Source organism: Streptomyces sp. NPDC030893, from assembly GCF_055571535.1.
In genome coordinates this window covers 1-18,829 of sequence record NZ_JBVIFC010000002.1, presented here as the reverse complement: position 1 = coordinate 18,829, position 18,829 = coordinate 1, and the positions used below count along the sequence as shown (strand labels likewise).

The window sequence follows — 18,829 nt, the reverse complement described above, 5'->3', positions numbered from 1 at the left end:
CGGTTCGTCCCGCCGAAACTCCGATACCCGGAACAGATGCCCCCGGAACGGATTTCGCGTGTGGTCAGAGGTTGTTGCTGTGCCGCCGGCCGGCCGTCCCCGGCCGGTGCCGGTGTTTCCGTACCCCTCGCTCACGTCCTGCCGCCCCTCGGTGACGTTCGGTCAAGCCCAGCGCGCGCTCCGGTAGTTGCTGCCCCGCGCCTTGCGGACGACGATCCTACGTTTCCCGCCCGGGGGCGCAGCAAGGGTCTCACGAGGACACATGCGCGGGAGTGCGGTCCCAGTCCCGTGGAAGCGACGGTACCGTCCAGGACGGATCCGGGCGCCAGTTCTCCCACCCGTCCGAGAACGGCGGCCCCCAGGCGTCGATCACCTCGGCCGCGGCCCGCCCGGCCGCCCGCACCCGCTCGGCCAGCGCGGAGTCCACCAGACCGTCCCGCCGCGCCTGGGCGAACTCGTCCTCGTCCTGCCATTGCCGGCCGCCGTCCGGGTCCACGGAGATGTCCAGGAAGTGATCCTCGGAGTCCACCCCGCCCGCCCAGCGCGCCAGCGGCTCCTCCAGGTTGACGTACCAGTTCTTGAACCGCCAGCCCGGCTCCCAGAACAGCCACACCGACCAGGGGTCGCCGGGCCGGGCGAGCTTCAGCACCCCGGTGCCGGACCAGTGGCCGCGCAGCACCGTGCGCGGTCTGGTGTACCGGGTGGCGAGGGGCTCCTGGTGCACGGGCGTGCCGTCGGCGAGGACCGGCCGCACGCACTCGGTGCCGGGCGCCAGCCAGACGGCGAGCAGTTCCGGATCGTCGCGTACGACCGTGACGGGGCGCGCGATGTGGATGCGCGCGCCGCCGTTCTCCCGGTAACGCCACAGGATCCGTGTCCCGGGCTCCCAGTGGCCGGACGTGCCGTCCGCCCGGTCGCCCCTCGTCGCTCCACCCTCTGTCATGGGCAGATATTAGATGCCCCGGGCACACGGTGCCGCGCCGCCCGTCACGGTTCACTCCGGCTGTCACGTCGACTCCGGCGCGGACCTCTAGGGGCGGGTCATGCGCAGGACGTCCAGCGCCTCGTCGAGCTGGGCGACGGTGAGGTCGCCGCGTTCGACGTAGCCGCCCTCCAGCACCACCTGCCGGATGGTCTTCCGCTCCGCGAGGGACTTCTTGGCGACCTTGGCGGCCTCCTCGTAGCCGATGTACTTGTTGAGCGGGGTGACCACGGACGGCGAGGACTCGGCGTACTCCCGGGCCCGTTCCCGGTCGGCGGTGATCCCGTCGACGGTGCGGTCGGCGAGGAGCCGGGAGACGTTCGCGAGCAGCCGCACCGACTCCAGGACGTTCTTGGCGATGACCGGGAGCATCACGTTGAGCTCGAAGTTGCCGGAGGCGCCGGCCGTGGCGACGGTCGCGTCGTTGCCGGTGACCTGCGCGCACACCATGAGCACGGCCTCCGGGATCACCGGGTTGACCTTGCCGGGCATGATCGAGGAGCCGGGCTGGAGATCGGGCAGGGCGATCTCCGCGAGCCCGGTGCGCGGACCCGACGCCATCCACCGCAGATCGTTCGCGATCTTGGTGAGCCCGACGGCGATGGTGCGCAGCTGCCCGCTGGTCTCCACGATGCCGTCCCGGGCGCCCTGCGCCTCGAAGTGGTCCCGCGCCTCGGTCAGCGGCAGCCCGGTCGCGCGGGCGACCTCCTCGATGACGGCGGCGGAGAACCCCGGCGGGGTGTTGATGCCGGTGCCGACGGCGGTCCCGCCCAGCGGCAGCTCGGCGAGGCGGGGCAGGGAGGCGTTCAGCCGCTCGATCCCGTACCGCACCTGGGCCGCGTACCCGCCGAACTCCTGACCGAGCGTCACGGGCGTGGCGTCCATCAGGTGCGTACGCCCGGACTTCACCACGTCGGCGAACTCCTCGGCCTTGCGTTCGAGAGCGGCGGCGAGGTGGTCGAGGGCGGGGATCAGGTCCCGGGTGACGGCGGCGGTCGCGGCGATGTGGATGGACGACGGGAAGACGTCGTTGGACGACTGGGAGGCGTTGACGTGGTCGTTGGGGTGCACGTCCCGGCCCAGCCGCTCGGTGGCGAGCGTGGCGAGGACCTCGTTGGTGTTCATGTTGGACGAGGTCCCGGAGCCGGTCTGGAACACGTCGACGGGGAAGTGCGCGTCCCACCGCCCCCCGGCGACCTCACCGGCCGCCTCGCGGATCGCCTCGGCGATGTCCTTGTCCAGCACCCCGAGCCGGGCGTTGACCTCGGCGGCGGCGCCCTTGATGTGGGCCAGGGCCTCGATGTGGGCGCGCTCCAGGCGCTGCCCGGAGACGGGGAAGTTCTCCACGGCGCGCTGGGTCTGCGCGCGCCACTTGGCGTCGGCGGGGACCCTCACCTCTCCCATGGAGTCGTGCTCGACGCGGTAGTCGCGGTCGTCGTCCGTGGTCGTCATCGTCGTACCTCCGAAGATGCACAGCAGGGTCCCGGACGAGCGTATTCCCGGCGGACGTCCTCCGCCCCGCCGCGACGGGCACGGCGGGGCGGAGCACGGCGGGGCGGAGCACCCGTGGGGGGCGTCAGCCGTTCTGCAGGCTCACGTCGTCCAGGACGAAGCTGGTCTGCAGGCTGTAGTCCTCGGTGGCGGTGAACGTCAGGGTGACCGTCTGTCCGGCGTACGCCGACAGGTCGACCGACCGCTGCACGTAGCCGCTGCCGGCGTTCACGTTGGACAGCGTGGCGAGGGTGGTGGCGCCGGCCTTCACGGTGAGCCTGTCGTACGCGCGCGAGCCGGACTCGTCGGTGTCGATGTGCAGCCAGAAGTCCAGGGACGCCTGGGTGCAGCCGGGCGGAACGGTCACCGTCTGGCCGATCGACTCGGTGCTCGTGGACCCGTTCCCGGCCAGCCAGGCGAACCGGGTCCCGCCGTGCGGCGACCGGCCCGAGTGGGCGCCGATGGTGCCGGTGTTCCCGGTCCACGGCGAGGTCCCGCTCTCGAACCCGCCGTTGCCGACGGCGCCGGCGGTGTCGCAGTCGCCCCCGGTGCCGGTGTCGACGGCCCGCTGCCAGAGGGTGTACGCGATGCCGTCGGCCGCGCGGTCGAGGCCGGTGGTGTTGATGTTGGCGAGGGTGTCGCAGGAGCGGTGGTAGCAGGGGTCGTACGCGGATCCGGCGGTCCCGCCCCACTTGGCGGCCTGCGCGGAGGTCTTGCGGGCGCCCGCGCCCATGGCGTACCCGGAGGTCGGGATGCCGTACTGCTCGAAGGAGTAGTCGTCACTGCGTCCGGCGCCCTCGGTGTTCTCCTCGGGACGGAGGCCCAGCGAGTCCCAGTACGCCTTCATCGGCGCGGCGGCGGCGGAGGTGATGTGGTTGATGAAGTACCCGCCGTTGGTGGAGGCGACCATGTCGAAGTTGTAGTAGGCCTTGATCTTCGCGCGCTCGGCCGAGGACAGCGAACGCACGTAGAAGTCGGACCCGTTGAGCCCCTGCTCCTCGTCGGTCCACCAGGCGAAGCGGACCCGGTTGCGCATGGCGGGGTTCTGCTGTGCGAGCGTCAGGGCGTTCTCGAGCAGGGCGGCGGAACCGGAGCCGTTGTCGTTCATGCCCGGTCCGGCGGAGACGCCGTCGAGGTGGGCGCCGAACATGTACACGTTGTTCGCGTCGCCGTGCGGCCACTCGGCGATCAGGTTGGGGCCGGCGCCGCTGGTGCAGCCGGAGGTGCACGGCTGCTCGGTGACGGTGTAGCCGGCGGCCTGCAGTCTGCCCTTCACGTAGGCGACGGAGTCGTCGTAACCCTGGCCGGTCGACCGGCGGTTGCCGCCGTTGCGCCCGGCGATGGCGCTCAGCTCATTGAGGTGCGCCTTCACCTTGTCGACGTCGACGTCGGGTGCGGCGGTGGGGGCGGGGGCGGTCGGTGCGGAGTCGGCGGCCGCGGCGGGGAGCGTTCCGCAGCCCAGCACGACGGCGAGTGCGGCGCCCGCCATGGCGAATCTTCGTTTCACCTGGTCTCCTCCGGCGAGGATGGACATGGCATGTGCATGTCTGAGCACGGAGAAGACTCACGGCGATGGTTGAGCGAGTCAACAGAAGGGACAGGGCGGAGCCCACGTTGTCCGAAAGCAGCACACGAGGTCCGCTATGCGGACGGGCTGAGATCAGCCCGTCCGGCGTTCGAGGACGAGGCCCGAAGGGCCGAAAGGGGGTCCGGGGGCGCAGCGCCCCCGGGGACGGGAAGGGGCGGCGGGGGCGGAAAAGCTACAGCCCGGGCCCCCGCACCGGAATCGACGTGAACGTCGGCACCTGCGGCGCGGGATCCTGGAAGAAGTCGTTCCCCTTGTCGTCCACGACGATGAACGCGGGGAAGTCCTCCACCTCGATCTTCCACACCGCCTCCATCCCGAGCTCCTCGTACTCGACGACCTCGACCTTCTTGATGCAGTCCTGCGCCAGCCGCGCCGCCGGCCCGCCGATGGACCCGAGGTAGAACCCCCCGTGCGCACCGCACGCGTCCGTGACCTGCTTGCTCCGGTTCCCCTTCGCCAGCATCACCTTGGACCCGCCCGCCGCCTGGAACTGCTCCACGTACGAGTCCATCCGCCCGGCCGTCGTCGGCCCGAACGACCCCGACGCGTACCCCTCCGGCGTCTTCGCCGGCCCGGCGTAGTACACCGGGTGGTCCTTCAGGTACTGCGGCATCTCCTCACCCGCGTCCAGCCGCTCCTTGATCTTCGCGTGCGCGATGTCCCGCGCCACGACCAGCGGCCCGGTCAGCGAGAGCCGGGTCTTGACGGGGTGCTTGGACAGCTCGGCCAGGATGTCGTCCATCGGCTGGTTGAGGTCGACCTCGACGACGTCACCGTCCGACGACTCCAGCTGCTCGTCCGTCGTCTCCGGCAGGAACCGCGCCGGATCCGTCTCCAGCTGTTCCAGGAACACGCCCTCGGCGGTGATCTTCGCGACCGCCTGCCGGTCCGCCGAGCACGACACCGCGATCGCGACCGGGCAGGACGCCCCGTGCCGCGGCAGCCGGACCACCCGCACGTCGTGGCAGAAGTACTTGCCCCCGAACTGCGCCCCGATACCGATCTTCTGCGTCAGCTCGAAGACCTTCTCCTCCAGCTCCTTGTCCCGGAAGCCGTTCCCGAGCGGGGAACCCTCGCTCGGGATCTCGTCCAGGTAGTGCGCGGAGGCGTACTTCGCGGTCTTCAGCGCGTACTCGGCCGACGTACCGCCGACCACGATAGCCAGGTGGTACGGCGGGCAGGCGGCCGTGCCCAGCGAACGGATCTTCTCCTCCAGGAACTTCATCATGGAGGCCTCGTTCAGGACGGCCTTCGTCTCCTGGTACAGGAAGCTCTTGTTGGCCGAACCGCCGCCCTTGGCCATGAACAGGAACTTGTACGCGTCACCGTCCGTCGCGTACAGCTCTATCTGCGCGGGGAGGTTGGAGCCGGTGTTCTTCTCCTCCCACATGGTGAGCGGAGCCATCTGCGAATAGCGCAGGTTGAGGTTCTTGTACGCGTCGTAGATGCCCCTGCTCAGGGCCTCCTCGTCACGCCCCGCCGTCAGCACGTTCTGCCCGCGCTTGCCCATGACGATCGCCGTACCGGTGTCCTGGCACATGGGCAGCACGCCCGCCGCCGCGATGTTCGCGTTCTTCAGCAGGTCCAGGGCGACGAACTTGTCGTTGCCCGACGCCTCCGGGTCGTCGATGATCCGGCGCAGCTGCGCCAGGTGCGCGGGGCGCAGGTAGTGCTGGATGTCGCGGATGGCCTCCTCCGCGAGCTTGCGCAGCGCCTCCGGCTCCACCTTGAGGAACGTCCGGCCGTCGGCCTCGAAGGTGGACACACCTTCGGAGGTCACCAGCCGGTACGGGGTGGTGTCCTCTCCCATGGGGAGCAGATCGGCGTACTCGAACTCAGGCATCTCGCCCATTCCTCACTCGACAGAAGACCGCCCGCCTCCGTCGGCGGGCGGGCACCAGCCTAGGACCTGCCGTCGGCGGCGGACTTGTGAGGTTGTCCTCAGTTGTCCGCCCCAGAGGGTAGTCGCGATCTATCGCGTTTGGGTAGGCTGCTGCCGTGGACCTTCAGAAGCACGCCCAGCAGCCGGACACGGCACCGCGGACGGCCGAGCTGCGCGCCTCCGACGCCGACCGGGACCGTATCGCCGACATCCTGCGCGAGGCCCTCGCCGAGGGCCGTCTGAGCGCCGACGAGCACGCGGAGCGCGTCGAGGGCGTGCTGGCCGCCAAGACGGTGGGGGAACTGGATGTGTTCATCCAGGACCTGCCCATAGCCCACCAGCGCGGAGCGGCCCGCGCCGCCGCCCCGCACCGCCCGACCGCGGGCGCCATCCCGATGGAGCCCGATGACAACGTGGTCGCGGTGTTCAGCGCCGCCGGCCGCAAGGGCCGCTGGCGGACCGGCCGCCGCATCCACGCGTACGCGATCTTCGGCAGCGTCGAGATCGACCTCAGCGAGGCCATGTTCGACCACCAGCAGGTGATGATCAAGGCCTTCTCCGTCTTCGGCAGCGTCGAGATCCGCGTCCCGGAGAACGTGTCGCTGCGCGGCACGGGCGGCGGCGTGCTCGGCTCCTTCGAGGTGGACACCCTGGACGCGGCCGACGAGCAGGCCCCGGTGGTCTTCGTCGACGGCTGGGCGATCCTGGGCAGCGTCGAGGCGCGGCCCCGGCGCGGCAAGCTCGTCGCGGACATCCTCGACCGGGTGCACCGCAAGGTCGACAAGAGCCTGCGCAAGCATCTCGGCCACTGACTCCGGGACGGGCGGAGCCCGCCGGGAACTCAGTGCATAGGCTCGCGCACATCGGGTAAGCCTTGCTGCATCGTGTCTCGCTTGCGAAGCCGTCGTCAGGAGTAGACCGTGCTGCAACCGCCGCATTCGTCCCTGCAGGTAGCCGCCGTTCCGGACCGGCGAGTGGCAGCGCGGGACAGGGACCAGGACGCGCCCTGGCACACCGAGGCGGTGTGCCGGCGCGACGAGGCGGGGCTGTTCTTCGCACCGTCGAAGGAGCCCACCGCCGCCCGGCTCTCCCGCGAGGAGGCGGCCAAGCGGGTCTGCGCCCGCTGTCCGGTCATGGTCGAGTGCCGCGAACACGCCCTGCTCCAGCCCGAGCCCTACGGCGTCTGGGGCGGCCTCACCGCCGCCGAACGCCGCGTGGTCCTCGCCCGCCGCAGGCGCCGCGACATGGAACTGAAGAAGACCACCCGCCAGAACCGCATACCCGCCGCGGGCTGACCCGCTCACGAGGAAGAGGCGCCCCCTCCGCACAGGGGACGCCCGTTTGAACACCGTGCCCGTCGAGTGCGCCCGGCCGTGTACGCGCCGGGTCCCGGTGAGCGCCGGGCAACGGCAGCCGACCAGGGGCGCGGGGCGTGACACATGCGGCTGGCGCCGCTCCGGCGGGGCGGGGCGAGGAGCGGGCCCGGCGCCGCGGCATCTGCGCCTCCGTCGCGTGGGCGCGACCGGCCCACCCCCACTGCCGCCCCGGCGGAGTCCTACTTGGCGCGGTCGAAGTCAACCGCGCTGTACGCCCGCAGCTTGCTCAACCGATGCTCGGAATCGATCCTCCGCACCGTCCCCGACTTCGACCGCATCACGATCGAGTCCGTCGTGGCCGTCTCCGACCGGTACCGCACCCCACGCAGCAGCTCACCATCGGTGATCCCCGTCGCCACGAAGAACACGTTGTCCCCGGTGACCAGGTCCTCCGTGGTCAGCACCCGGTCCAGGTCGTGCCCCGCGTCGACCGCCCGCTGCCGCTCCTCGTCGTCCTTCGGCCACAGCTTGCCCTGGATGGTGCCGCCCAGGCACTTCACCGCACAGGCCGAGATGATGCCCTCGGGCGTCCCGCCGACCCCCAGCAGCAGGTCGATGCCGGTGCCCTCGCGCAGCGCGAGGATCGAGCCCGCCACATCGCCGTCGGAGATCAGCTTGATGCGCGCGCCGGTCTCCCGGATCTCCTTGATGATGCCCTCGTGCCGCGGCCGGTCCAGGATCACCACGGTGACGTCCTCGGGGGTGACCCGCTTCGCCTTGGCGACCCGCCGGATGTTCACGTTCACCGGCGCGTTGATGTCGACGAAGTCGGCCGCCTCCGGGCCGGTGACCAGCTTGTCCATGTAGAACACGGCCGAGGGGTCGAACATCGAGCCGCGCTCGGCGGCGGCCAGCACGGCGATGGCGTTCGTCATGCCCTTGGCGGTCAGCGTGGTGCCGTCGATCGGGTCGACGGCGATGTCGCACTCCGGTCCGGTCCCGTCGCCCACGCGCTCCCCGTTGAAGAGCATCGGGGCCTCGTCCTTCTCGCCCTCGCCGATGACGACGACGCCGTTCATCGAGACGGTGGACACGAGCGTGCGCATGGCGCGTACCGCGGCCCCGTCGGCGCCGTTCTTGTCGCCGCGCCCTACCCAGCGGCCCGCGGCCATCGCCGCGGCCTCGGTGACCCGTACGAGCTCCAGGGCGAGGTTGCGGTCGGGGGCCTCGGAGGGGACATCGAGCTCGGACGGCAAATGATGGTGTTCGGTCATCGGAGCGCACCTTTCTGTACGACGACGGCCGGATGAGGGTGTGGGCCAAGACTCTATCGCCAGGCAGACAAAATGAGCAGGGGCCCCCACGGATGAGCGCTCCGGGCACCTGCGACGATAGGGGGCGTGGCAGGAACGAACAGCATGCAGAAAACGGCCCGGGACATGATCCTCTCCCTGGCCGTCATCGTGCTCGTGGCGGGAGTGGTCTGGCTGTTCAACTCCCAGGAGGACGGTCCCCCGGACCTCAAGCGGGTCGACTACCGGGTCGACCTGCTCACCGCCCGCCGGGCCGCCCCCTACCCCGTGGCCGCCCCCGTCGGCCTGCCGGAGGCGTGGAAGCCCACCTCCGTGCGCTTCCGGGGCGCCGAGGCCGACGCCTGGCACCTCGGCTACCACGCCCCGAACGGGCAGTACGTGGCGGTCGAGCAGTCCACGGACAAGCGGGCGAAGTTCATCGACGAGAAGACGCAGGGCGCGGAGAAGACCGGCACCACCCAGCAGATCGACGGCAGGACGTGGACGCGTTACGAGGGCGACCACTACGACGCGCTGGTCCTGGAGGGCACCGAGGGCTCCACCACCCTGGTGACCGGCACCGGGTCGATCGGGCAGCTGACGAAGATGGCCGAGGCGCTGCGCACCGAGTGAGCGGGGAAGCGCGCACGGCGTGAGCGGGAACCGCGCATCGAGTGAGCGGGCAGACGAAAGGGGCGGGGCTTCGCCGGATCGGCCGATCCGGCGAAGCCCCGCCCCCTTTGCGCCGTACGGGCGGCCGGGGTCAGACCGTGGTGACGACCTGCTCGAACTCCAGGCGCGGGCTGCGCGGGTACCAGGCGTCGGGGCCGGGGCGGCCGATGTTGACGACCATCAGCGGGGTGTGGTCGTCGTCCAGGAACTCCTTGCGGACGCCCTCGAAGTCGAGACCGGTCATCGGCCCGGCGGCCAGGCCGGCGGCGCGGACGCCGACGATGAAGTAGCCGGCCTGGAGGGTGGCGTTCAGCGCGGCGGAGCTCTCCCGCACCGGGCGCTCGCCGAAGACGGCGTCCTTGGCCTGCGGGAAGTGCGGGAAGAGCTGCGGCAGCTCCTCGTGGAACTCGTTGTCCGCGGACAGGATCGCCACCAGCGGGGCGGTGGCCGTCTTGGCCCGGTTGCCCTCGGCCATGTGCTGGACCAGACGCTCACGGGCCTCGGGGGAGCGGACCAGCGTGACGCGCAGCGGCGACTGGTTCATGGCGGTGGGGCCGTACTTGACCAGGTCGTGGATCGCCCGCACCTGCTCGTCGGTCACCGGTTCGTCGGTGAACGTGTTGGCGGTGCGCGCCTCGCGGAACAGCAGGTCCTGGGCGGCGGCGTCGAGAACGAGAGACATACGTGAACCTCTTGCGGGGGTACGTCGGTCCGGGCTCCGTGCAGGGGCCATGGACCTGTTGGCGGACTCGACCGTACGCCCATGAAGTTCAACGCTCAACTAAATCCGGAACGGGGTGATCCATTTCACGGATCAGCCTTCGCCACCGCCCTCCTCCTCGGCCTCCTCCGCCAGCGCCGCGTCCAGCCGGGCCCGCGCCCCCTCCAGCCAGCGCCGGCACACCCTGGCCAGCTCCTCCCCCCGCTCCCAGAGCGCGAGGGACTCCTCCAGCGTCGTACCGCCCGCCTCCAGCCGCCGTACGACCTCGATCAGCTCGTCCCGCGCCTGCTCGTACCCGAGCGCCTCGGCCGCCACCTGCTCGGATTCCGTCTCCGTCTTGCCGGTCATGCGCCCACCCTAAACATCGACTCGGACAGTGAACTCGCCCTCGGACACCCGCGCCCGCAACGCCTCCCCGGCCTCCACCTCGCCCGGAGCGCGCACCGCGTGCCCGTCCGGCCGCTGGAGCACCGCGTACCCGCGCTTCAGCGTCGCGGCGGGGGAGAGGGCCACCACGCGCGCGTGCGTGTGCGTCAGCTCGGAGTCGGCCCGGTCCAGCTGGTGCCGCAGCGAGCGGCGCCCCCGTTCCAGCAGCGCCGTGACCTCCTCCGCGCGGGCGTCGATCATCCGGTGCGGGTCCTGTATCGAGGGCCTGGCCAGTGCGTGCGCCAGCCCGCGCTCCTCCCGGTCCACCAGCGCCCCCACACAGCGCCGCGCGCGGTCGCGCAGCATCCGTACCCGCTCGAACTCCTCGCCCACGTCCGGCACCACCTTCTTCGCGGCGTCGGTCGGCGTCGAGGCGCGCAGGTCGGCGACATGGTCGAGCAGCGGATTGTCCGGCTCGTGCCCGATCGCCGAGACCACCGGCGTACGGCACGCCGCCACCGCCCGCACCAGCTGCTCGTCGGAGAACGGCAGCAGGTCCTCCACGCTGCCGCCGCCGCGCGCGACGACGATCACGTCCACCTCGTCGATCGCGTCCAGCTCCTTCACCGCCTGGACCACCTGCGGCACCGCGTGCACCCCCTGCACCGGCACGTTGCGCACCTCGAAGCGCACGGCCGGCCAGCGGTGCCGCGCGTTCTCCAGCACGTCCCGCTCGGCCGCCGAGGCCCGCCCGCACACCAGACCGATCAGCTGCGGCAGGAACGGCAGCGGCTTCTTGCGCTCCGGAGCGAACAGCCCCTCCCGCGCGAGGGACTTCTTCAGCTGCTCCAGCCGCGCCAGCAGCTCCCCGACCCCCACCGGCCGGATCTCGGCGGCGCGCAGCGACAGCTGCCCGCGCGGCGCGTACCACTCCGGCTTGCAGTGCACCACCACCCGCGCGCCCTCGCTCACGACGTCCGCGACCGCGTCGAACACCTGCCGGTAGCAGGTCACGCCCACGGAGATGTCGTACGACGGGTCGCGCAGCGTCAGGAACACCACCCCGGCGCCCGGCCGCCGCGACAGCTGGGTGATCTGCCCCTCCACCCACACCGCGCCGAGCCGGTCGATCCACCCGCCGATGAGCCGCGACACCTCCCCGACCGGGATGGGAGCCTCCGCAGACGTGTTGACAGCCATGCCGCGAGAGTAGTGCGCCCCACTGACAACACACCGTGACCGGACCCCCGGGACGTGGCCCTTACGATGGGAGGCATGACCGCTTCGCCTGGCCGCCGTGTCCTGCTCGCCGCCCCCCGTGGCTACTGCGCGGGTGTGGACCGCGCCGTGATCGCCGTCGAGAAGGCCCTGGAGCAGTACGGGGCCCCCGTCTACGTCCGGCACGAGATCGTGCACAACAAGTACGTCGTGCAGACCCTGGAGAAGAAGGGCGCGATCTTCGTCGAACAGACGGAGGAGGTCCCCCCGGGCAACATCGTGATGTTCTCCGCGCACGGCGTCGCCCCCGTCGTCCACGAGGAGGCCGAGCGCGGCCGGCTCGCCACCATCGACGCCACCTGCCCGCTGGTCACCAAGGTCCACAAGGAAGCCGTCCGCTTCGCCAACGACGACTACGACATCCTCCTGATCGGCCACGAGGGCCACGAGGAGGTCATCGGCACCTCCGGCGAGGCCCCCGACCACATCCAGCTCGTCGACGGACCGGGCGACGTGGCCAAGGTCGAGGTCCGCGACCCGTCCAAGGTCGTCTGGCTCTCCCAGACCACGTTGAGCGTCGACGAGACCATGGAGACCGTCGACGCCCTCAAGGAGAAGTTCCCCCAGCTGATCTCCCCGCCCAGCGACGACATCTGCTACGCCACGCAGAACCGCCAGCTCGCGGTCAAGCAGATGGGCGCCGAGGCCGACCTGGTGATCGTGGTCGGCTCCCGCAACTCCTCCAACTCCAAGCGCCTGGTCGAGGTCGCCAAGCTGGCCGGCGCCCGCGCCTCGTACCTGGTCGACTTCGCCGACGAGATCGACGAGGCCTGGCTGGAGGGCGTCTCCACGGTCGGCGTGACCTCGGGCGCCTCGGTGCCGGAGATCCTGGTCGAGCAGGTCCTCGCATGGCTGTCGCAGCGCGGCTTCGAGGACGTCGAGATCGTCAAGGCGGCCGAGGAGTCCATCATCTTCTCCCTGCCCAAGGAGCTCCGCCGCGATCTGCGCGAGGAGGCCGCCGCCCTGGTGGCCGAGCGCGGCGGCACGGGCACCGGCGAGGATTCCGCTTCCGCGCGGTGACGTCCGCGTCCGCGCGGTGACGTCCGTACGACGGACGCCGGCGGTCACGGAGGGCGACAGGGCGACCCCGTGACCGTCCGTCGTACGTCGTAACGTGGAGGCATGCAGATCTTCGGCGTGGACATCGGCGGATCCGGGATCAAGGGCGCCCCGGTCGACCTGGACAAGGGGGACCTGGCGCAGGAGCGCTGCAAGGTCCTCACCCCGCACCCGGCCACGCCGGACGCGGTGGCCGACGGCGTGAAGCAGGTCGTCGACCACTTCGGCTGGACCGGCCCGGTCGGCGTCACCTTCCCCGGAGTGGTCACCGGCGGCACCACGGTCCGCACCGCGGCCAACGTCGACAAGAGCTGGGTCGACACCGACGCGCGCGTGCTGCTCGGCGACCGCCTGGGCGGCCTCCCGGTGACGGTGGTGAACGACGCGGACGCGGCGGGCGTCGCCGAGATGCACTTCGGCGCCGGACGCCACCACCGGGGCACGGTCATCCTGCTCACCTTCGGCACCGGGATCGGCAGCGCCCTGTTCGTGGACGGCGTCCTCGTCCCCAACAGCGAGCTCGGCCACCTGGAGCTGCACGGCCACGAGGCGGAGAAGCGCGCCTCCAGCAAGGCCAAGGAGGACCACGACCTGTCGTGGGAGGAGTGGGGGCACCGGGTGCGGAAGTACCTGGCCCACGTGGAGATGCTGTTCTCGCCCGAGCTGTTCATCATCGGCGGCGGCGTCAGCCGCAAGTCCCACAAGTTCCTGGACCACATCACGGGCATCAGGGCCGAGGTCGTCCCGGCGCAGCTGCAGAACAACGCGGGCATCGTCGGAGCGGCGATGCGCGCGGCGACGGGCGCGTAGCGGGCGGCGTACGGCCGGGGCGGGCCGCCTACGGCCGGGCGGGCCGCTTGCGCGCCGCGCCTGCGGCGGCCGGCCGGTCGGCCTCCCGCACCCGGCGCGCCGCACGCACCGTGTGCACCCTGCGCACGAGCACGATCACGCCCGCGACGAGCGTCCCGCCGTAGAGCCACCCCGCCTGGGTGGCGAGGCCCGTCACCATGCCCATCACCCGGTCGAGGGCGCCTCCGCCGCCGGTGTCGGCGACCGGGACCAGCCCCACGGCGAAGGCGATCGGCAGCACCACGGGCGCGATGAGCACATCCCCGCCGCGCACCCACAGCGCGGTCAGCACGCACACCGGCAGGAACAGCACGCCGTACACCGTCTGGGACGCCCCGAACAGCGTCTCGGTCAGCAGCCCGAACGCGAGCATCACCAGCCCGCAGAACAGACCGCCGCCCAGTCCGGTGAGCCGCGGGTTGGGCAGCCGACGAGCGGCCGGCGCGGAAGCGGGCCGCCGCTGCGGCACCCGGGCGGGCCGGGCCGCCCGCGGTGACCGTACGACTCCCCCTCCCGCCGCCCGCCCGGCCTGCGGAGGCAGCGAAGACCTCCCCGGCCGGGACGGGCCGGGCGGTCCGGGCGCCGCTTCACGTCGCGGTCCGTGCTGCGTGGGTCGCGTCCTGTGTTGCTCCACCGGACCAACTTAGGTCGTTTTATGTGCCGAACGGCCTGTCAGACACGCCGGTGACCGGTAATGGGCCATGTGGTCAGGCGTTCGACACACCGGCCGGACGCGCACGCCCACGCCGTAGACTGGTGGACCGCCCCACACAGCCCGTAGGGCGAGTCCACCCTCCCCTCCATCCTCACGTACGGGAAGTCGCAACGTGTCGCTCACGATCGGAATCGTCGGTCTGCCGAATGTCGGCAAGTCGACCCTGTTCAACGCCCTGACCAAGAACGACGTGCTGGCGGCCAACTACCCGTTCGCCACGATCGAGCCGAACGTCGGCGTGGTCGGCGTCCCCGACCCCCGCCTGACCAAGCTGGCGGAGATCTTCTCCTCCCAGCGCGTCCTCCCGGCCACCGTCGACTTCGTCGACATCGCGGGCATCGTGCGCGGCGCGTCGGAGGGCGAGGGCCTGGGCAACAAGTTCCTCGCGAACATCCGCGAGTCCGACGCCATCTGCCAGGTCATCCGAGCCTTCAAGGACGAGAACGTCGTCCACGTCGACGGCAAGGTCTCGCCGAAGGACGACATCGAGACGATCAACACCGAGCTGATCCTCGCCGACCTCCAGACCATCGAGAAGGTCCTGCCCCGCCTCCAGAAGGAGTCGCGGATCAAGAAGGACATCGCACCCAAGGTCAAGGCGGTCGAGGAGGCCAAGGAGATCCTGGAGAAGGGCGACACCCTCTTCTCCCAGGGCATCGTCCAGGGCACCGAGCGCGCGGAGCTCCTCCACGACCTGCACCTCCTCACCACCAAGCCCTTCCTCTACGTCTTCAACGTCGACGAGGACGAGCTGACCGACGAGGACTTCAAGAACGAGCAGCGCGCCCTGGTCGCCCCCGCCGAGGCGATCTTCCTCAACGCCAAGCTGGAGGCGGACCTCGCCGAACTGGACGAGGACGAGGCCCTCGAACTCCTCCAGTCCGTCGGCCAGGAGGAACCCGGCCTCGCCACCCTCGCCCACGTCGGCTTCCGCACCCTCGGCCTGCAGACCTACCTGACGGCCGGCCCCAAGGAATCCCGCGCCTGGACCATCAAGAAGGGCGCCACCGCCCCCGAGGCCGCCGGCGTCATCCACACCGACTTCCAGAAGGGCTTCATCAAGGCCGAGGTCATCTCCTTCGACGACCTGGTCGAAACCGGCTCGGTCACGGAGGCCCGCGCCAAGGGCAAGGCCCGCATGGAGGGCAAGGACTACGTCATGCAGGACGGGGACGTGGTGGAGTTCCGCTTCAATGTTTAATTGAAAGTTAAACCACTTTCTTAGGTTTCGGAAACTGCAGTTCAGAAGGGGTTCGCCTTTGAGGTGGACCCCTTTTCTGATAGTCGGAAGGTGCTTACTGAGCTTGAACTCGTGGTGTCGCCTTCGGTGATCAGGGGTTGATGGTCAGCCCCGTCTCGGTAAGACAGCCGTCTATGAGGTGGTTGCGGTACTGGATGTGGCGGAGACCGCGCCGGATGCGCTGGACGAGGTGTTCGGGGGTGCTGAAGGCGACGTTGGAGAGCCAGCCGCGTCGCAGAAGCGACCAGATGCCTTCGACAGGGTTGAGGTCGGGTGCGTAGGGCGGGAGGTAGTAGATGGTCAGCCAGTCCCGGGCTGCCGCCCATTCCCGCAGGCCGGCGGCCCTGTGGACGTTCAGATTGTCCCAGATGAGTACGATCGGGCCACCGAGTTGCTGGTGTGCTGCGATCAGCAGGTCCCGGTAGTCGCGCCAGGAAAAGCTCTTCCGGCCGTCGCGGTTGCCGTCATCGCGGCGGGGCCGGTAGATCAGCCGGGACCGGTGGCCGGGCTTGTAACAGGTCAACGCTGCGATGGAGATGCGTCTGCGGGATCGGCCGCGAACTCGCACCCACTGGGGTGCGGCCGCGCTGTGACCAGGTCCTGGCCTGCGGCGGCGTCATGGAGAATCCGGCTTCGTCCTCGAAGATCAGCCAAGCTCCACGGGCCGCCGCGAGTCTTCCGCGCAGGGCCACACCTCCTTGACCCACCCGGCCACCGCCTCGTCGTCCCGCTCCATCGCCCGTCGGGCCGGGAAGCTGGGGAGTGGGCGGGCTGGCGAGGCACTGGGATGGGCTTCACGCAAGCGCTCGGGAACGTTGATCGCCACAACATCCAGAAGCGCGCGGATGCCAAGCGCTACGCGTTCGGGGTCCTCGGCGTCGGAAGCCTGATTCTTACCCAGCTTCGGCACCAGCACGGTGAGGACCTGGCACTGGACGAGTAGCGGCTTCCTCGATCCTGAAGCGCTCTGCCGCTCAATGGGGCGGCAGAGCGCTTTGGTATGTCGGCGCAGAAGCCTGCGCCGACATACCGTTGGATCGCCCTGTTCTCGGTCGAGGCCGCAGGCACCGAAGGTCTCGAAGCTCCACGACCTTTGGCCAGCGCAGCGTTGATCGTGCCGTTCAAACTCTGGGAGGCCGGTCGCCCGTCAGCTGCTCGTAGGTGCGGCGGGATCTACCCGAGCGATCTTGAAGAGGGCCACAGTCCCCAAGAACGGCGACGGGCCGCCGGTAGGAGAATAGTCGTCCCTCGTCGCGGAGTAGAGAGCAAGCCCCTTCGCGGCAAGCTCCTCCAGGATGGCCGCGATACTTCGCTGTGCGTCCCGTACCGAGGAACGAGAGAACTCGATGTCTCCTGAGATGTCGCTCCAGTCCCGGAGGTTGGACGGCGCCGTCAGATCACGGGTGGCTAGACGATGCGGATGACGGGGGCGGGTTTGATGTCCTGGGCGTCGATGAGGGTGCGGATGTCGTCCGGGTCCGAAGTCCAGATGATGGCCCCGAGGCTGGCTGCCATGGTCACGACGGTGGCGTCGACGATGTCGGAGGTGCCGGCCTTGCCACAGAGAATGCCTGCGGTCTTGGCGGTTTCGAGGCCGACGGGTACGACGTGGCACCCGGCGAGGAACTTGCCGAGTCTGACCTGGCGGCGGGAGTCCCGCCATGCCTGGCTGACGACGACGGACGGGACGTGGATGTCCCGGCCGTCGTCCAGGGCCAGACTGTGGCGGGCCCACATGCGTCGGTCGTCGTTATCGATGGCGATGAGTACCCCGGCGTCGTACAGGTAGGGGATGTTCACGCGGCCGAGGCTCCCGAGCTGCTGAGGTACTCGGCGTCGGCGGCGGCCAGGTCCGCGCGGGCGGCGGCGAGCTCTTCCGGGGTGAAGGCGCCGTGTTCCGCCTGCCACTCCTGGATGACGGCCCGGCCAGCCCGCAAGCGCAGCTCGCGTTCGGCTGCTCCGGCGACGAGGCGGGAGAGTGGGATGCCTTCTTCCTCGGCGGCTCCGGCCAGGGCTTCGGCCAGGGCTTCGTCGAGAGTGATAGTCACCTTCTTGGTAGCCATATAGCAACCATAGCGCGGTATGGCCTTCGGTGCTGATACACCGATCACGTGCTGACGAGCGCGGAAGGTGCGAGCGCATCCGGCGAGGAGGGGCCTCGCCGACTCGATGGCCTGCGGGGCTGCGGGTGGGACTGGTCCACATTCGCCTAAAAGGGCGGATTGGTGATGAATATCGTGCTCGGCTGTGGGGTGACGGTGCACGGTTTCGAGCACGGGCCAGGCGACGGATAGGGGCTTGGGTGGCGAGCGTTTTTCAGAGGTGCAAGAGGGACGTCCGGAACCGGAATTTTCCCTGTGAACCGGGTGGTAGGCGCGGGCGTCAGCGGGAGAGGTCGTTTCCCCGTCGGGTGGGCTCGGATGGTGCGGACGCTTTTGCCGACAAGGTCGAGAACGACAAGAAGGCCGACGTTCGCTTCGATCCTGCGCGAGGGCTTGTGCCGTTGCGGTCCTGGGCCCAGGAGTGGCTGGAGCGGATGGCGTCCCGCTGTGTGGTGTAGGGGATCTCCGCGGTTGAGTGCGCGGGTTCTGCTCCCTGGGGTGCACCGTCTGCCGGTGTCTGCTCCCTGCTCAACTGGCAGGCCACCGTGCAACTGTCCGGAGTGAACGGGCAGTTCGACCCCAGGGGGTGCACGGTGGCCTTGTCCCAGCATGACCTACTTCGCCTGCTTGAGTAACTACGTTCGGCAGATGGTCTTGAACTCGTCCGCGAGGTCGCCGAGCGGCTGCTGCAGGAACTGATCGAGGCCGAGGCCACCACGAAGATCGGCGCCGAGTGGGGCGAACACACCGACACCCGCACCACCTGGCGCAATGGGCACCGGGAGAAGACGGTGACCACGCAGGCCGGCGACCTCGAGCTCGCGATCCCGAAGCTGCGGGCCGGGAGCTTCTTCCCCAGCCTCCTCGAGCGCCGGCGGCGCATCGACCAGGCCCTCTACGCGGTCGTCATGGAGGCCTACGTCCATGGCGTCTCCACCCGCTCCGTCGACGACCTCGTCAAAGCCCTCGGATCCGACACCGGGATCTCCAAGAGCGAGGTCTCCCGGATCTGCGCGGACCTCGACGAACAGCTCGACGCCTTCCGGACCCGCCCGCTGGACCACATCCGCTTCCCCTACCTGTTCCTCGACGCCACCTACGTCAAGGCCCGCGTCGACCACCGCATCGTCTCCCAGGCGATCGTCATCGCCACCGGCGTCACCCAGGACGGCGGCCGCGAAGTCGTCGGGGTCATGGTCGGCGACAGCGAGACCGAAGCCTTCTGGACCCAGTTCCTGCGTTCCTTGCGAGAACGCGGCCTGAGTGGCGTCCGCCT

18 protein-coding genes and 2 pseudogenes are annotated in these 18,829 nt (G+C 70.1%); 7 read left to right on the top strand and 13 right to left on the bottom strand.

From position 1 onward, the window contains the following. Positions 1 to 250 precede the first annotated feature (250 nt). From fomD to ACZ434_RS04780, 4 genes are all read right to left on the bottom strand, one after another. Positions 251 to 943 carry a cytidylyl-2-hydroxypropylphosphonate hydrolase gene (fomD, locus tag ACZ434_RS04795; protein WP_468451863.1) on the bottom strand — a complete coding sequence of 231 codons (693 nt, stop codon included), beginning with the start codon at positions 941 to 943 and terminating at the stop codon, positions 251 to 253. Positions 944 to 1,030: 87 nt separating this feature from the next. Continuing rightward, positions 1,031 to 2,434, bottom strand: coding sequence for a class II fumarate hydratase (locus ACZ434_RS04790; RefSeq protein ID WP_468451861.1), 1,404 nt, complete (start codon positions 2,432 to 2,434; stop codon positions 1,031 to 1,033). 124 nt (positions 2,435 to 2,558) lie between these two features. Further along, a complete protein-coding gene (locus tag ACZ434_RS04785) occupies positions 2,559 to 3,962 on the bottom strand; it encodes a M28 family metallopeptidase (protein ID WP_468452883.1) in 1,404 nt (467 codons plus the stop codon). 271 nt (positions 3,963 to 4,233) lie between these two features. Then, positions 4,234 to 5,913 (bottom strand): fumarate hydratase, encoded by a 1,680-nt coding sequence (locus tag ACZ434_RS04780; protein WP_468451859.1) that lies wholly within the window; start codon positions 5,911 to 5,913, stop codon positions 4,234 to 4,236. A gap of 146 nt (positions 5,914 to 6,059) precedes the next feature. Here ACZ434_RS04780 and ACZ434_RS04775 point away from each other — a divergent pair, with 146 nt between their 5' ends. Both ACZ434_RS04775 and ACZ434_RS04770 read left to right on the top strand, forming a co-directional pair. Next, the gene (locus ACZ434_RS04775) at positions 6,060 to 6,755 is read left to right on the top strand and encodes a DUF1707 SHOCT-like domain-containing protein (RefSeq protein ID WP_468451857.1); all 696 of its coding nucleotides are present in this window, start codon (positions 6,060 to 6,062) and stop codon (positions 6,753 to 6,755) included. Positions 6,756 to 6,863: 108 nt separating this feature from the next. Then, on the top strand, positions 6,864 to 7,238 hold the full coding sequence (locus ACZ434_RS04770; RefSeq protein WP_468451855.1) for a WhiB family transcriptional regulator: 375 nt from the start codon (positions 6,864 to 6,866) through the stop codon (positions 7,236 to 7,238). A 260-nt stretch (positions 7,239 to 7,498) separates the two neighbouring features. Here the strand turns inward: ACZ434_RS04770 and glpX are convergent, their stop codons facing one another. Further along, a complete protein-coding gene (gene glpX, locus ACZ434_RS04765) occupies positions 7,499 to 8,533 on the bottom strand; it encodes a class II fructose-bisphosphatase (RefSeq protein WP_384711898.1) in 1,035 nt (344 codons plus the stop codon). A 144-nt stretch (positions 8,534 to 8,677) separates the two neighbouring features. Here glpX and ACZ434_RS04760 point away from each other — a divergent pair, with 144 nt between their 5' ends. Continuing rightward, positions 8,678 to 9,184 (top strand): DUF4245 domain-containing protein, encoded by a 507-nt coding sequence (locus ACZ434_RS04760; protein WP_468451852.1) that lies wholly within the window; start codon positions 8,678 to 8,680, stop codon positions 9,182 to 9,184. Positions 9,185 to 9,314: 130 nt separating this feature from the next. On the opposite strand, the gene ACZ434_RS04755 is transcribed toward ACZ434_RS04760, so the two are convergent. The 3 genes from ACZ434_RS04755 to xseA all read right to left on the bottom strand — a co-directional run bounded on the left by ACZ434_RS04755 (position 9,315) and on the right by xseA (position 11,510). Then, positions 9,315 to 9,905, bottom strand: a complete 591-nt coding sequence (locus ACZ434_RS04755) for a malonic semialdehyde reductase (RefSeq protein WP_468451850.1) — start codon at positions 9,903 to 9,905, stop codon at positions 9,315 to 9,317. A gap of 132 nt (positions 9,906 to 10,037) precedes the next feature. After that, positions 10,038 to 10,292, bottom strand: a complete 255-nt coding sequence (locus ACZ434_RS04750) for an exodeoxyribonuclease VII small subunit (protein ID WP_468451848.1) — start codon at positions 10,290 to 10,292, stop codon at positions 10,038 to 10,040. A gap of 9 nt (positions 10,293 to 10,301) precedes the next feature. Then, positions 10,302 to 11,510, bottom strand: a complete 1,209-nt coding sequence (gene xseA / locus ACZ434_RS04745) for an exodeoxyribonuclease VII large subunit (protein ID WP_468451846.1) — start codon at positions 11,508 to 11,510, stop codon at positions 10,302 to 10,304. A gap of 66 nt (positions 11,511 to 11,576) precedes the next feature. Here xseA and ACZ434_RS04740 point away from each other — a divergent pair, with 66 nt between their 5' ends. Beyond that, entirely contained in the window at positions 11,577 to 12,608 is a 1,032-nt protein-coding gene (locus ACZ434_RS04740) for a 4-hydroxy-3-methylbut-2-enyl diphosphate reductase (protein ID WP_468452881.1), read from the top strand. 102 nt (positions 12,609 to 12,710) lie between these two features. Next, positions 12,711 to 13,457 (top strand): polyphosphate--glucose phosphotransferase, encoded by a 747-nt coding sequence (ppgK, locus tag ACZ434_RS04735; RefSeq protein ID WP_468451844.1) that lies wholly within the window; start codon positions 12,711 to 12,713, stop codon positions 13,455 to 13,457. 28 nt (positions 13,458 to 13,485) lie between these two features. Here the strand turns inward: ppgK and ACZ434_RS04730 are convergent, their stop codons facing one another. Continuing rightward, positions 13,486 to 13,965, bottom strand: a complete 480-nt coding sequence (locus ACZ434_RS04730; protein WP_468451842.1) for a DUF6542 domain-containing protein — start codon at positions 13,963 to 13,965, stop codon at positions 13,486 to 13,488. A 358-nt stretch (positions 13,966 to 14,323) separates the two neighbouring features. On the opposite strand from ACZ434_RS04730, the gene ychF reads away from it, so the two are divergent. Beyond that, entirely contained in the window at positions 14,324 to 15,412 is a 1,089-nt protein-coding gene (gene ychF, locus ACZ434_RS04725; protein WP_468451840.1) for a redox-regulated ATPase YchF, read from the top strand. 130 nt (positions 15,413 to 15,542) lie between these two features. Here ychF and ACZ434_RS04720 read toward each other — a convergent pair. The 4 genes and pseudogenes from ACZ434_RS04720 to ACZ434_RS04705 form a co-directional block, all read right to left on the bottom strand. Beyond that, a pseudogene (locus ACZ434_RS04720) lies at positions 15,543 to 16,167 on the bottom strand (IS630 family transposase); the annotation flags it as partial. Beyond that, the gene (locus ACZ434_RS04715) at positions 16,098 to 16,367 is read right to left on the bottom strand and encodes a hypothetical protein (protein ID WP_468451838.1); all 270 of its coding nucleotides are present in this window, start codon (positions 16,365 to 16,367) and stop codon (positions 16,098 to 16,100) included. The gene ACZ434_RS04715 and the pseudogene ACZ434_RS04720, both read right to left, overlap by 70 nt. Positions 16,368 to 16,858: 491 nt before the next feature. After that, positions 16,859 to 17,251, bottom strand: coding sequence for a PIN domain-containing protein (locus tag ACZ434_RS04710; RefSeq protein WP_468451836.1), 393 nt, complete (start codon positions 17,249 to 17,251; stop codon positions 16,859 to 16,861). Beyond that, complete coding sequence (locus tag ACZ434_RS04705) at positions 17,248 to 17,514, bottom strand: hypothetical protein (protein WP_468451834.1); 267 nt, start codon at positions 17,512 to 17,514, stop codon at positions 17,248 to 17,250. Before ACZ434_RS04705 ends, ACZ434_RS04710 begins: the two co-directional genes overlap by 4 nt. Positions 17,515 to 18,146: 632 nt before the next feature. Here ACZ434_RS04705 and ACZ434_RS04700 point away from each other — a divergent pair. Then, a pseudogene (locus ACZ434_RS04700) lies at positions 18,147 to 18,829 on the top strand (IS256 family transposase); the annotation flags it as partial.